Below are 14,303 nucleotides of genomic sequence, written 5' to 3'. Positions count from 1 at the left end.
ATATGCAATATATTATAGGAATTGGCACAAATGTAGGGTTTACTCTTGAAAATATACATCTAGCTATACAGGCTTTAGACTCACATAAAGAAATAAAAGTTATAAGAAAAGCGAGCTTATATAGTAGCAAAGCACTACTTAAAGAAGATGCTCCTAAAAATTGGGATATTAATTTTATAAATACAGCTGTAAAGATTAGTTCAACTCTAGATCCTAATAAACTTTTAACTATTCTAAAAAATATTGAAAAAAATATTGGAAGAGATCCAAATGCCCCTGTCTGGTCGCCAAGAGTTATTGATCTAGATATTCTAGCTGCTGAAGATTTGATTCTAGAAACTGATGAGCTTACAATCCCTCATAAAGAGCTACTTAATCGGAATTTTGCTTTAGCTCCGTTATTAGAGTTATCCAAAGGTTGGCATCATCCTCAAAAAGTAGAGATAGATCTAAGCTTAAGATTAAAAGAGCTTGATAATATAGATAAACTAAAACAAACTCTCTCAAATACTATGCGTATGGGTATTGTAAACTTATCAGACCAATCTTTTTCAGATGGGCATTTTGATGATGATAAGCGTAAGTTTAATTTACATGAACTTATTGAGAATGGAGCTGAAATTATAGATATCGGAGCTGAATCAACTAAACCTAATGCTAAACCAATATCTATAGATGAAGAATTTAAAAAGCTTGATATGATTCTAGAAGATATTAAAGCAACTGCTGCAGATCTAAAATATAAACCTTTAATAAGTATTGATACGCGTAAATTAGAGGTGATGCAAATGATCTTAGATAAACATCATGATATTATCTGGATGATAAATGATGTTGAATGTAATGATATTGAAGAAAAAGCTAAGCTCATTGTAAAGTACGATAAAAAATATGTCATAACTCATAATTTAGGAATAATAAACAGAGATCAATATTTAGATAAAAATGGTGCAATAGAAAAAGTTTGTCAGTATATTGAGCAGAAAAAAGATATTTTACTAAATTATGGAGTACCAAAAGATAATATATTCTTTGATGTTGGTTTTGGTTTTGGTAAAAAAGCAGATACTGCAAAATATTTATTAGAAAATATTGTTAAAATAAAAGATATATTAGGTTTAAAAGCACTGATTGGTCACTCTCGTAAACCATCAATATTAGGATTAACAAAAGATAGTGATCTAAAATCCTTAGATAGCGCAACTAGAGAGCTTTCAAGAAAGTTAGAAAAATTAAATATTGAAATTATAAGAGTACATAAAATTTAAAAGGAATTAAACAATGCCATATCATCCAAGTTTAGAAGCAATATTAGATACTCCTGAAGTTCGACGAATAAAAAAGTTAGATTTAAGAGAGCAGCGTGAAATCTTTAAAAGTCTATCTATTGATCAAATTAAAAGAATTCCTCGTCCTGATATTCTCGAAGAAGATATAAAATTAGAGAATAATACTATACTAAGACACTATAGGTCTAAAAAGCCAAATGGTAAAGCTCTGCTTTTTATTCATGGAGGTGGATGGTCTCTAAATTCGATTGATACTTATGATCATGTATGTCGTTATCTTTGTGATCAAGGAAATTTTGATATTTTCTCACTTGCTTATGGTTTAGCTCCTGAGCATAAATACCCTGCTGCTGTTGATCATGCATTATTTGCTTATGATTGGTTATATCAAAATATTAGCAAATTTAATATAGATCCTAAAAATATCTTTGTAATGGGAGATAGTGCTGGGGGAAATCTTGTGACTATAATTTGTCATGAGCGCCAGCAAATTATGCCTAAAGCACAAGTACTATTTTACCCAGCAGTTGATATGTATACAAAATACGAAAGTAACCATAAGTTTGATGAATACAAATATCATTTAACTGCAGAGTGGTGTGAAATGATGCTTAAAGCTTATCTTGGTGATGAAATATTATCTCAACCTAAAAGATTAAGAGAGCCTAAGATTTCTCCTTTGTTTTATGAAGCAACAAAGCAACCTGATACATTAATAGTATCGGCTACTCATGATATTTTAATTGATGGGGTCTATGCTTATGAGAAAAAACTTAAAGAACAAGGAACTTTAGTTGAAACTCATTATGATGACGAGATGTATCATGGTTTTATGACAATAATTGGCATTAGTCCATTACCAAATGCTAAAATAGCTTTAGATAAAACTATAGATTTTATTAATAAAAGATAAAAATTAATAAGATATGAATCCAATCTTTAAAACAGATAAGAAATCAGGTGAGCAATCTGAGCAGCTTATAAAAAGATTTAATGAATTACCCGCTTTTGTAGCGACTGGTGGAGAAATTTTATTTGTATCTAACGATTTTCTTGAAGTTCATTTGAGATTTAACCTAAATGAAAATACTAAAAACTATCATGGTACAGGTTTTGGGGGTGCAATATATTCTTCATTAGATCCAATATATCCTATTCAATTATGTAGGATTCTTGGTGATGATTATGTTGTATGGGATTTATCAGCAAGCATAGATTATCTTAAACCAATTACTGATCATGTATATGCTAGATTTTTATTATCTGAGGAAACTATAACTAACATCAAAAAAGATGTTCAAACTAAAAATAAATCAATAGTTAGTTTACCTGTATGCTATGAAGATCTAGAAAAAAATATCTATGCTAAAGCCACTAAAACAATATATATAGCAGATAGAGAGTATTTTAATAATAAGCATAAATAGTTTAAACCATACCAAGGACAACTTTTATATAGTTTTGAAGTCGTATACCTTTCGGTTTTGTTACCTCATAATGCTTATAATCATAAAGGAAAATCCTAAATATTTTTATGAGGCTGAAATTAAGAAAATTGTTATTGATTTTATTCTTTTGATGAATGCTTATTATTTATATTTACTAAGCATTTTATTTCTTTGAGCTAAAGCATTATTAACTAGTTTATTAAACTTATCATAGCTACAATAACTCTTATTGTCACATGCTGGAATCTTAATGTCTTTACCATTATAAGTTATATTCACTCTATAATTATTGTTGATTTTAAATAACTCAAAATTCATATATGATGCATAATGAGGGTTTTTATATATAGGGTCACCAAGAGCACTCATCACTATTGCTATAGTAGTATCATGACCTCCATAAACAACGTACTTAAGCTTCGTATTCTGATCATTAATTTTTGATGACAAATATTTATTTAAGTTACCTAAGAATGGTGATCCAAGTAAATCTCCAATATTTTTTGGACCAAGCTCATATAAACCTGCCCAATTACTTAATGGATAATACTTATCATAAGTTTTCATGCTAATACCTTTAGGGAAAGGAACATTGTAGATAGTACGAACATGTAAATCATCAAAAAATCCACCTGCATCAGAAAGATTTGTTATTTTATATCCTGCAATTTTTGACCATTTGTCTAACTGTTTATTAGATATTTCATCATTATATTTTTTCCATACAGCTTGTGTGTGAACTTCTTTTTCTGCAAGTTTATTAAATACTTGAGACTCTTTTCCAGATCCAATATCAAATACTGGAGCATTTGGCAAAGTAAATATAGGAATTGGATTTAACGCCCCTGGCAATGCAGGTAAGCCTGAATCTAGTTTTGGACCTGTCCCAAGAGGATATAGACCATATAAAAAGGATTCAGTACTAACAACTAGTCTATTTTCTTGTCCTGCTAAAGATATAATTGTTCCATTAGAGTATGTTTTTGGTAAAAGATGATATTTATCCATATAAAGTTGTCTTATATGCTTTCCAAGTTTATACTCTTGTCTCATTCCAAGAGGTGTTAATTCGCCATTACCGCCTTTCCATGAATAGCTATATTGAGGATTTTTAATTGGCATATATGGAGTTCTATCTCCATGCCTAATCAAAGTCGCAGCGAATATAAGTTTGCCATTAGATATAGAGTTATCTTTTTTTACAGTAACATTATCTGCAGAAAACCCCATTGATATACTGAATAAACCAGTAGCTAGTAATGTAGTAACCTTTTTTAAATTCATGTAAATATTCCTTTAGTTAAAAGTTTATTTTTCTTATCTATTAAATAAATTTGTGATTAAATTACATAACTATTAATTATCTTTGATAGACTAGAAAGTTTCCAAATACACTAATAAATAAATCATAAAAGTTGCTATACAACAATATTAAATTAATATTAGCAAACCATATCAGGAACTATTTTTATATAACCATTTTTTCTAACACCTTCGGGGGTTGTTAATTCATAATACTTGAAAGCATAAAGTAGAACTCTAAAAAGTGTTCTCTTTTTATTGTTAGAAAAGTCCTTATACTCAGTACGAGCATGCATTGTTTTAAAAGAGTTAAGAAAAACAATATCTCCTTCTTTTTGGTCTAAATTAAAAGAATATTGATCACTATTAACTAATTCAATAAAGCTATTTAAAGCCTCAATTTGTGACTTTGACATACAAGGAATATTCTTATCTTCTATTGCTGCAAGAATTGATCCAGGAACACAGTGTCCCATTAGTTTTCCTTCATTAATACTAAAAACTGGCAAACTAAAAAAGTCTTCTTTCTTCCCTAGATTTAAAGGGTGCTGTTTATAATAAAATGGTTTACATAACTCATTAAGTGTATCTGGGTTATTATAAAAAAAATAATCATATAAGGCTAAGCTATTTGCAACAAAAAGCTCGCCACCCTGCTTTGCTTTTTGTAAATAAAAAAGACAATTAATGTCACAAATAATATCTGTATGGAACTGTAAAAACTTTGTAGATCTTGGCCAACTAATCGTTTTGCCATCCTTAGTAGTATTTCTTGAATCATCAAGTGTATCAATAGTAGATAACATTTCTCCAGAAAATTTAGATGGTACAGGAGAGCCTAGCTCTAAACATATAATATAAAAAATTAACTTTAACTCCCCATGTGAGTATTTGCTTATAGGAAGCCCTCGCAGCCTGACAATGCCACTACCATTTTCAATAATTTTGCGAAACTTTAATAACTTATTTTTAAAATTGCCAAGACAAATATCGCCTTTTCGTAAAGCAAAGTATGGTAAATTTAATTCAATTGCCTGATTTAGTGCATGATTAATATCATCTATATCATTACTATTTAAATCATAGAAACTTTCAGGATGCTTATCAAAAATATCATTATTTTTCCATAAGTTAGTATTTAACATTTAAAATGTCTTTATAAATTTAATTTACTATATACCAAATCATAAAATTTGCTATACCTCAATATTTACTGGCGTACTATATTTATTTTTAAATTGACTTTCTAGATATAATTAGAGCTTTTCAACAGCATTTATAATTGCTTGTTTCGTAACTTGTTTTAAATTAATAATATCATCTGGCTTTGAATTTAAAGGTGGTAGCCAATAAAGTGTATTACCAAGTGGTCTGAGTAATGCGCCTAATTTAATAGATTCTTTATAAACATCAAAGCCAAATCTATATTTATCTATATCTAAATCCGCGGCAATCATACCTCCAAGATTTCTAATATTTTTTAAAATAGGAATTTCTTGTTGTATCTCTGAGAAGTAATTGTGCATTAGAGTTTCTAGATTAGTTACATTATTTAATATATTTACCTGTTCAAAAATATCTAAAACGCTATTTGCTGCTACTACTCCAAGAATATTGCCACTATGAGTATGTGAGTGTAAAAAAGCTTCAGACATTTTATCTTTATAAAACATATCATAATATTGGTTTTTTGTTAGAGTAACACTAAAAGGTATGACTCCTGATGTAATACCTTTTGATATACACAAAAAATCTGGCGAAATATCTAAATAATCTAATGCAAATAACTTACCTAGCCTTCCAACACCTGTCATAATTTCATCAAAAATAATATAAATATCATTTTGCTTACACCATTTACATAGTCTGCTAAGATAGTCTTTACTATATAGCAACATACCTCCAGCTCCTTGACATAGAGGCTCAACTATTAGTGCATTTATACTTTGCTTATTTTGTTCTAAAAACTCCTCTGTCTTATCCCAATGATGTTTTGCATCCTCCCACAGAGGATCTGTTTTACCATTAACGTATGGTATATCTCTTATGACTAAACTATCAAACAAACAAGCTTTATAAGGATCAGAATATAAACCACAATCACTAACACTCATAGTTGCTAAAGTCTCACCATGATAAGAGTTTTCAAGACAAACAAACTTAGTTTTAGACTTTTGATCTCTAAGTTGGCGTAAATGTATCGTCATTTTTAAAGCAATTTCTACAGCACATGAACCATCCGCAGCATATAATGTTTTATCCATTGATGTTAATTTACATATTCTATTACTAAAATGTTCAACTTCTTCATTAGTTGTATTAGCAAATATTGTGTGCTCAAACTTATCAAGCTGATTCTTTAATCTATCTACGATATATGGATGTCTATGTCCTAATGACTTACACCACCAACTAGATATAGCATCAAAAAGCTTTCTATTATCTTTTGTATATATATAGCTACCTTCTGTCTTATTTATACTTAGAGGAGGAACTTTTTCAAAGTCTTTCATTTGTGTACAAGGATGCCAAATATTAGTGCTATACTTCATTGTAAACTATTTTTATATTTATTGGTTGACATAAATTATATACAAGATATACAATAATTTACAACTTAAAGTTATCAACCATATAAACATGAATTTAGAACAAGTTAAAGCAATATATGACACACCTCTTACAGAATTAATATTTAATGCTCTAGAAGTTCATAAGAAAAATTTTAATAATGATATAGAATTGTGTTCATTAAAAAGCATAAAAACAGGAGCTTGTCCTGAAGATTGTAAATACTGCCCTCAAAGTGGGCATTACAATACAAAGATACAGAAACATAAACTTCTAGATTTAGATAATATTTTAGAAGAAGCAAAACAAGCTAAAGCTAGTGGTTCTAAAAGATTCTGTATGGGAGCCGCTTGGAAAAATATACCTAAGAAAGATCTAGATAAAGTTACAAATATTATATCTGAAGTAAAAAAACTAGGCCTAGAAACATGTGTAACTCTAGGTAGTATCAATGCTGAAGAGGCAACAAAACTAAAAGATGCAGGTTTAGACTATTATAACCATAATTTAGATACTTCAAGAAGATACTATCCTGAAATAATTTCAACTCGAAAATTTGAGGAAAGAATTGAAACTATAAGAAATGTAGCTAATGCAGATATAAATGTTTGTTGTGGTGGTATATTAGGAATGGGAGAATCCCTTGATGATAGACTTAGTTTATTATTGGAATTATTAGAGTTACCATCACCTCCCAAAAGTATACCTATCAATACTTTGATACCTGTAAAGGGAACGCCTCTAGGGGACAAGTATTCAGAAGCACAGATTGATAATATAGAACTTGTGAGATTTATAGCAACAACTAGAATTCTTTTTCCTGAAGCTAGACTTAGATTATCAGCAGGTAGAGAAAATATGTCTATAGAGACGCAAACATTGTGTTTTCTTGCTGGTATTAACTCTATTTTTTATGGTAATAAACTTCTAACTGAGAATAATGCTACTGTAAATTCAGATAACTATCTGTTATCGAAATTAGGATTAACAGCTTAGACAGAAATCATGCTAAATCTAGAAAATAAGTATATTCAGTATCAAAAAGATAACTTATTAAGAGAGTTAGCTATTAGTGATGTTCATAAAGAAAAATCTACTATAGATTTTACTAGCAGTGACTACTTAAATTTATCTAGTTCTATTAATCTAAAACAATGTTTAATCGATGGTTTTGATAGATATGGTTTTGGCAGTAAAGGATCTAATATTGTCTGTGGCTATACTGATGAGACTCAAGAGTTTGAAACTACTTTTGCGAAATTTGTTAATTATCCTAGAGCTATATTTTTTAGCTCAGGTTTTATGGCAAATTTAGCTATTTACTCAACCTTATTTGATAAAAGTCAAATAATCTTTGCTGACAAATATATTCATGCTTCGATTATAGATGGTATCAAATTATCACAAGCAAAATTAAGAAGATACAAACATCAAAACCTAGCTCATTTAGAAAATATTTACGATAATAAAAGCTATATAACTACAGAAGGAGTTTTTAGTACTTATGGAACAGTTAGTCAACTAGATAAGATATCTACTGCAGCTAAAGGCAAATTAATAGTTGATGAGGCGCATAGTTTTGGTGTTCTGGGGAAAAATGGTAAAGGCTCTATAGATAAGTATAAACTCAGATATACAGATTGTCCTATCAGTATATTTCCTTTAGGTAAAGCTTTTGGTGGAGTTGGTGCTATGGTATGCACTACAGATAGAATTGCTGAATACCTAATCCAATTTGCTCGAAACTATATTTATACAACTGCCCTGCCCCCATTAATACTAAAAACTTCTATTTTACAATTAGAAAACTTAAAATCGGCATCTAACCAAAGGATAGCTCTTTGTAAAAATATATATCTCTTTAATAAGTTATGTAAAGAAAAAAGGCTAGAGTTATTGTCTGATGATATATCCCCTATTAAAAGCATCTTAATAAAAGATAATAATTTAGCGATAAGTTTAAAAAATAAGCTTTATGCTAAGAATATATTAGTTTCATGTTTTAGGTATCCAACAGTTCCTAAAAACCAAGCTCTTCTTAGATTTTCATTACATTCAAGTAATACACTAGACCAAATTCAAGAAGCTCTAGAAATTATCTCTAAGGAGGTAAATTATGGATTTATACAATAAAGTCGAAATAAACTTCTCTAATGCAAATCAATATGCACAAAAAAGTAGTATTCAGAACAAAGTTAGGCAAATACTTTTAGCTGAAACATTAAGATATTCAAAACTACTAAATTATAATCATATACATAAAATACTAAATTTAGGAGTTCGTGATCTTAGCGAACCTTTAGAATTAAACAAAACATTCAATCCTGATAAAATTGATATTGGAGATATTGCTCCACCACAAAACTCTAAAAGTATAAAAAATTTAAATGCATATAAGCTCAATTTTGATAAAGATTTGAATATAGTTGCCAATGATTATGACTTAATATTTTCAAATATGTCATTTCAATGGAGCCAAAATTTTGAATACCTAATGAAAAATATCTCAAATAAACTAAATAATAATTCTATTTTAGCTTTTAGTACAATTCTGGATAATAATTTTCATCAACTAAAAGATATTCTTCGCATAAATAAAATGCATAGCAAAGCATCTATTTTAGAGTTTATTAATAAAGTTAATCTTGAATGTTTATATGATAACAGTTTTTATTTAAATGAAAGTTTTAACAGTTTTAGAGAGGTTATTAAGCATTTAAAGTCTACTGGCGTAAACACTTATACAGGCGACAAGACTAACTATAATTATAAGAAAATAAAACAACTATATTCAAATCAAAATCAGTTTAATCTTAGTTATCATATTGGTTTATTTATTTGTTTTAAGGAATAAAATCATGAAAGAAATCTTTATTATAGGGACAGATACAGAAGTTGGTAAAACATATGTCTCAACTAACTTAATTAAGGCTTATGAATCACAAAATATTAAATCTCTATGTCTAAAGCCAGTAGCCTCTGGTAAAAGTAAAAAATCAGATCTTTGTGAAGATGTTGAGAGTATCGTAGAAGCATATAAATATAAATTCTCAACTGATGAGATAAACCTAATATCTTTTAAAGAAGCTATAGCTCCTCATATAGCCGCAGCAAAATCTAATACAAATATTTCTTTAGAAAACTTAGAATCATTTATTAAAAGTAAATATATTAAAGACTTAGAAATACTCTTAGTCGAAGGAGCTGGAGGATTACTAACACCATACTCTAATCAAATAACACAATTTGATCTGATAAAAGTCCTAAAAATACCTGTATTATTAGTTTCAGCTATAAAAGTTGGCTGTATAAACCATACACTACTAACTATGAATGAACTAAAAAAACATAATGTAAAACTAGCAGGCTGGGTAGCTAATTGTAATAATCAAAATGTTAGTTTTATAGATGAGCAGATAGAGACTATCGAAAAGTTATCAGAATATAAGTGTAGCGCAAAAATAACGCATAATGCCGACTATTTTAATTTTATAGAGCTATCTAAAATACTAATATCTCCAGAAGAGAATGAATAAGAGCCATTACTATTTTCAATAATTATTTCACCTATATCAGATAAACTTTTATATTTGCAATTAGTAAATTTCTTATCTGCTAATACTAGAGTAAACTCTTTGTCTTTTAAGTAATTTAAATTCTCATATTTTTCCTTAAAAGAAGAAAATCCTTCCTTTATGAAAATCATTATATCTTCTTTTATAGCATTGATTATTTGTATAAGTAAATTTGTCCTATTCGCATGTCGGTCAGATTCTAATTTTACTGAGGTCCAGTTTTTTGTGATATCTTGATTATTTCGCATATTTACATTTAAACCAAAACCGATAAAAAGCTTTGCTCTATCATTCATTTCCGCCGAAATATTTATGATTACCCCACCTATTTTCTTATCACTAATATAGATATCATTAGGCCATTTTAGCTTAGCATCTAAATTCAACCTATTTAAGACTTTAGCTATACTTATAGCTATCACTAGAGATAAGCCATTTAGCTTAGATATATCCAGATCAACAATCTCAACTAATGTACAATAAATATTTTTTCCAAAAGGAGATATCCATTTTCTATTAAATCTACCAAAACCATCAGTTTGATGCTCTGTAATAATAACGGTGTTATCTTGAAAGCGACTTTGATTATCAATAGCATATTTTGAAGTAGAGTCTATGGAGTAAAAATAGTTTACATTTTTAAAAACTTTCTTAAGTTCATCTAGCTTAATTAGATCAAGCTTTTCATCTAGTATATAACCTATCTTTGAATTAGAAAAGATATCTATCTGATAGTTATCTTTTAGTGCTTTTATATTTTTTGATATAGCAGCCCTAGATATACCTAAATTATCGGCGATATCTTGACCACTAACATATTTTTGATCATCTAAAGAGTTTAAAATTTCTATCTGAGTTTTATTCATAATGCTTATATTTACAATAATCTAAGGCGTTTTAAATAGTATATAAAAACTAACAATTACAATACAGGTTTTATTATCGAATAAATTTATAAAGCTAAGCATTTCTCATAGTTTTATAAATGCCTAAAGATCCTATTGTACCTGCTACAACTAATATTAATGTATATAATGCTAATCCAGAGATTCCATATTTAGCTGTAAATATACCAGCCAATAAAGGAGCCGCCCCACTTATACCATTACCAATACTATAACTAATAGCACATCCAGTAGCTCGCCATTCATTCTCAAAAACTAATGCAAAAAATGGAGATACTGCTCCTTGGATAGCTGCCATGATAATACAAAATATTAAAATAGCTAAAAAACTTATAACAAAGTTGTTCACTGCTATTAACATGATCAGTGGATAGAATAATAAAACTAAAGCTATTAGTGCTATATAAAAGACTTTTATATACCCATATTTATCAGCAATGTAACCAAACACTGGATAAAAAATACATGCGAAAAATAGCACTATACTATTTAAAAATAAAGCTCTACTCTCTGATATATGTTGATATTCAATTTGATAGTTAACAAGGTAAGTAAAAACCATATAATATAGAGAAGCACACATACAAGTTATTAATGAAACTATTATTATTTGCTTATATTGTTTAAATAATGCATCTACTAATTTTGTTTGATGCTTTTGTTTTGGCGGTTGCTCAGTATAATTTTCATTTCTATTTATATATATGTAAATCGCAAAAAGTAAGCCACTTAATATAAATGGAACTCGCCAAATCAACTGATGATGATTAGCAAAGATAACTTCAGAAAAAGTTCCAACAACAGATGCTAAAAGAAATCCAGCTGAAGATATTGCAAATATAATACCAACTGATAAACCTGCATTTTTCTTTGAATTAGTAACTCCTAATGTTATAAGCGTCGGAAACTGTCCACCTACAGACAAGCCTTGTATGACTCTCAATATTATTAATAAACAAGGTGCTAAAATGCCTATGCTAGAATAATTTGGTATTACTCCTATTAATACTGTTGATATACCCATAGCAAGAGTACATGCATTTACAACATATGCATAACTAAACATATCAGCTAGATACCCCATAATTAGGGCTCCTAGAGGTCTTATAACAGTACCTATAAAGAAAACTGCAAAAGTTAATAATAAAGACAATTGATGATTTCCTGTAGGAAAAAAGTTAGCTGATATAAATGTTGCGAAGTAAATATATAATGAGAAATCATACCATTCTAGTATGTTCCCATATGAAATCTTTAAAAAAGATATGGTTTTTTGATTCATGTAAAACTATTTTTTTGCAGTTTTACCAAATCAGTATACAGAACAAAAAAGCTGATTAACACTTTAAAACCAAATAAATAGTACTTGTTATTACCAATAAAAATATTTTCAGACTATAATGTATATTAACAATTGACTTGTTTTGGAATTAAAAATGAAAATAGAAGATGTAAAGAAAAATGTTTTTTCAATGCCTTTAGTTTCACCAACTGCAAATAGAATTGCTTATAAATTTACTAACAGAGAATATTTTATTATTGATTATCTAGCTGACATAGAAGTTTTAAAAAAATATGTCCCAGAACCACTTCAACCAACTGGTCTTGTAAAATTTGAATTTATGAAAATGCATGATGCTAACGGTTTTGGTAGTTTTAATGAGGCTGGTCAGCTTATAGAAGTTGAGCTTGATGGCAAAAAAGGCTTATATTCTCATATTATGCTATTAGATAATTTGCCATCTATAGCTGCTGGTCGTGAGATTTGGGGCTTTCCAAAAAAATATGCACACCCTACTCTAACTGTAGATTCAGATACTCTACTAGGTACTGTCAAATACAATAGTATTGATGTAGCTTTTGGTACTATGGGCTATAAATATGAAGAGCTTGATAAACAAGCCGTTAAAAAAGCTCTAGAAGAAACGCCAAACTTCCTACTTAAGACTATTCCTCATGTAAATGGTAAAGATGTAAGTATCTGTGAACTTGTAAAATATCATGTAAAAGATGTAACTGTCAAAGGTGCGTGGACAGGACCTGTTGAGTTACAAGTATTTAATCATGTACAGGCAGCTCTTCACCATTTACCAGTTAAGGAAATTATAAAAGGATCTCACTTTATTGCAGATGTAACTTTAGGGTTTGGTGAGGTTGTTTTTGACTATTTAAAATAAACCTTTTAAATGAACCTTTCTGAATCTAATTCTTTGCAAATATTAATCTCAAATATCTAGAAGCTATTATTATAATAGCAACAATCACTATTCCTATCATAGTATATATTAATCTAGAAATACTAATATCATATCCTGACATATGTGCTAATTTTAGAAGCATTGCCACAAATATTGTTAAGAATAATACATAGCTGCCATAATGCTTGATAAAGCAACAAATTGTAAAAAATGTAGCTACAATTAAAACTAGCCAAATAATATATGGATCAAACAAATAAATAGCTAAAGGTATAGCAAATAATGAACCTATCAAAGTACCAATTAATCTATGCTTTATAGCTTTTGAAGATCTAATAATATCAGGTTTAAATATTAGTAACACTGTCATTGGTATCCAGTATCCTATCTCGATATTAAAATATATTGAAATAAAATTACCTATTATCAAACCCAATGAAAGACTTATAGCATATAATGTCGAGTCTATATCAGGAATAACTTTAATTGACCTTTCTATATTATTGTTTCTATCTAGTATTTTTGTTTTCTTAGTTAAAAAAGCAAATACTAAAATAAATAACATCGCTCCAATAAAAGTTATTCCTCCCATTACTAAAGAATCTAAAAGATTAAAACTAAAACCTGTACCTATCACATACATATCAGCAACAAAAAGTGTCCCTAAAGAAAATACTAAGTCAGATTTTGCGGTATATCCTATTACAAATGAAAAAATTAATAAAATAATAGAGCTTATAATTAAATCAGTAGAATAAAAGCTACCTAATGCTGTTGCTAAACTAACAAGTATAGAGAATATAACTCCAGCAATTAGCTTAAATTTAATGTTATGATCACGTATTGAAACTTGATGTAATGTTGCGATAAAACATCCTAATGTTGCAAATAGACCATAAATATTCTGCGGATCAAAGATAATTTGATACACCGTGAAAAAGCCTATTGTCAATGCAGATGACAGTCCTAAAACAACGCTTGATTTTTTAAGACAAATGAATTTATTTAACAACTT

Annotated in this window: 14 protein-coding genes; 8 read left to right on the top strand and 6 right to left on the bottom strand. The window is 28.7% G+C overall.

Features of this window, described 5'->3' with window-relative positions; genetic code table 11:
* Nucleotides 1-2: 2 nt before the first annotated feature.
* From folP to FIP56_RS05245, 3 genes are read left to right on the top strand one after another with little or no spacing between them, the layout of a single operon-like run.
* Nucleotides 3-1,268 (top strand): dihydropteroate synthase, encoded by a 1,266-nt coding sequence (gene folP, locus FIP56_RS05255; RefSeq protein ID WP_192577894.1) that lies wholly within the window; start codon nt 3-5, stop codon nt 1,266-1,268.
* A gap of 13 nt (nt 1,269-1,281) precedes the next feature.
* Entirely contained in the window at nt 1,282-2,202 is a 921-nt protein-coding gene (gene bioJ, locus FIP56_RS05250; RefSeq protein WP_192577893.1) for a pimeloyl-ACP methyl ester esterase BioJ, read from the top strand.
* Between the two features lie 13 nt (nt 2,203-2,215).
* Nucleotides 2,216-2,716, top strand: coding sequence for a DUF4442 domain-containing protein (locus FIP56_RS05245; protein WP_192577892.1), 501 nt, complete (start codon nt 2,216-2,218; stop codon nt 2,714-2,716).
* A 162-nt stretch (nt 2,717-2,878) separates the two neighbouring features.
* On the opposite strand, the gene FIP56_RS05240 is transcribed toward FIP56_RS05245, so the two are convergent.
* The 3 genes from FIP56_RS05240 to bioA all read right to left on the bottom strand — a co-directional run bounded on the left by FIP56_RS05240 (nt 2,879) and on the right by bioA (nt 6,591).
* Nucleotides 2,879-4,021 carry a histidine-type phosphatase gene (locus FIP56_RS05240; RefSeq protein WP_192577891.1) on the bottom strand — a complete coding sequence of 381 codons (1,143 nt, stop codon included), beginning with the start codon at nt 4,019-4,021 and terminating at the stop codon, nt 2,879-2,881.
* 158 nt (nt 4,022-4,179) lie between these two features.
* On the bottom strand, nt 4,180-5,184 hold the full coding sequence (locus FIP56_RS05235) for a TauD/TfdA family dioxygenase (protein ID WP_192577890.1): 1,005 nt from the start codon (nt 5,182-5,184) through the stop codon (nt 4,180-4,182).
* Between the two features lie 111 nt (nt 5,185-5,295).
* Nucleotides 5,296-6,591 (bottom strand): adenosylmethionine--8-amino-7-oxononanoate transaminase, encoded by a 1,296-nt coding sequence (gene bioA / locus FIP56_RS05230; RefSeq protein ID WP_192577889.1) that lies wholly within the window; start codon nt 6,589-6,591, stop codon nt 5,296-5,298.
* An 88-nt stretch (nt 6,592-6,679) separates the two neighbouring features.
* Here bioA and bioB point away from each other — a divergent pair, with 88 nt between their 5' ends.
* The 4 genes from bioB to bioD are packed head-to-tail and all read left to right on the top strand — an operon-like array spanning nt 6,680 to nt 10,146.
* Complete coding sequence (bioB, locus tag FIP56_RS05225; protein WP_192577888.1) at nt 6,680-7,606, top strand: biotin synthase BioB; 927 nt, start codon at nt 6,680-6,682, stop codon at nt 7,604-7,606.
* A gap of 9 nt (nt 7,607-7,615) precedes the next feature.
* Nucleotides 7,616-8,743: a pyridoxal phosphate-dependent aminotransferase family protein gene (locus tag FIP56_RS05220; RefSeq protein ID WP_192577887.1), complete on the top strand. Its 1,128-nt coding sequence runs from the start codon at nt 7,616-7,618 to the stop codon at nt 8,741-8,743.
* Complete coding sequence (locus FIP56_RS05215; RefSeq protein WP_192577886.1) at nt 8,727-9,464, top strand: biotin synthase; 738 nt, start codon at nt 8,727-8,729, stop codon at nt 9,462-9,464. Before FIP56_RS05220 ends, FIP56_RS05215 begins: the two co-directional genes overlap by 17 nt.
* 4 nt (nt 9,465-9,468) lie before the next feature.
* Complete coding sequence (bioD, locus tag FIP56_RS05210) at nt 9,469-10,146, top strand: dethiobiotin synthase (protein WP_192577885.1); 678 nt, start codon at nt 9,469-9,471, stop codon at nt 10,144-10,146.
* Here the strand turns inward: bioD and FIP56_RS05205 are convergent.
* Together FIP56_RS05205 and FIP56_RS05200 are read right to left on the bottom strand one after the other, a co-directional pair.
* The gene (locus FIP56_RS05205; protein WP_192577884.1) at nt 10,089-11,051 is read right to left on the bottom strand and encodes a biotin--[acetyl-CoA-carboxylase] ligase; all 963 of its coding nucleotides are present in this window, start codon (nt 11,049-11,051) and stop codon (nt 10,089-10,091) included. The two genes, bioD and FIP56_RS05205, sit on opposite strands and share 58 nt — an antisense overlap.
* 94 nt (nt 11,052-11,145) lie before the next feature.
* Nucleotides 11,146-12,372, bottom strand: coding sequence for an MFS transporter (locus tag FIP56_RS05200; protein WP_192577883.1), 1,227 nt, complete (start codon nt 12,370-12,372; stop codon nt 11,146-11,148).
* Between the two features lie 154 nt (nt 12,373-12,526).
* Between FIP56_RS05200 and FIP56_RS05195 the strand changes: the two genes are divergently transcribed.
* Nucleotides 12,527-13,267, top strand: a complete 741-nt coding sequence (locus FIP56_RS05195) for an acetoacetate decarboxylase (protein WP_192577882.1) — start codon at nt 12,527-12,529, stop codon at nt 13,265-13,267.
* A 25-nt stretch (nt 13,268-13,292) separates the two neighbouring features.
* Here FIP56_RS05195 and FIP56_RS05190 read toward each other — a convergent pair whose 3' ends face one another.
* On the bottom strand, nt 13,293-14,300 hold the full coding sequence (locus FIP56_RS05190; RefSeq protein WP_192577881.1) for an FUSC family protein: 1,008 nt from the start codon (nt 14,298-14,300) through the stop codon (nt 13,293-13,295).
* Nucleotides 14,301-14,303 lie beyond the last annotated feature (3 nt).

This window comes from Francisella sp. LA112445 (assembly GCF_012224145.1).
Classification (GTDB): domain Bacteria; phylum Pseudomonadota; class Gammaproteobacteria; order Francisellales; family Francisellaceae; genus Francisella.
Note: the sequence above shows the minus strand (reverse complement) of the source record. Positions and strands in the feature narration are given on the sequence as shown.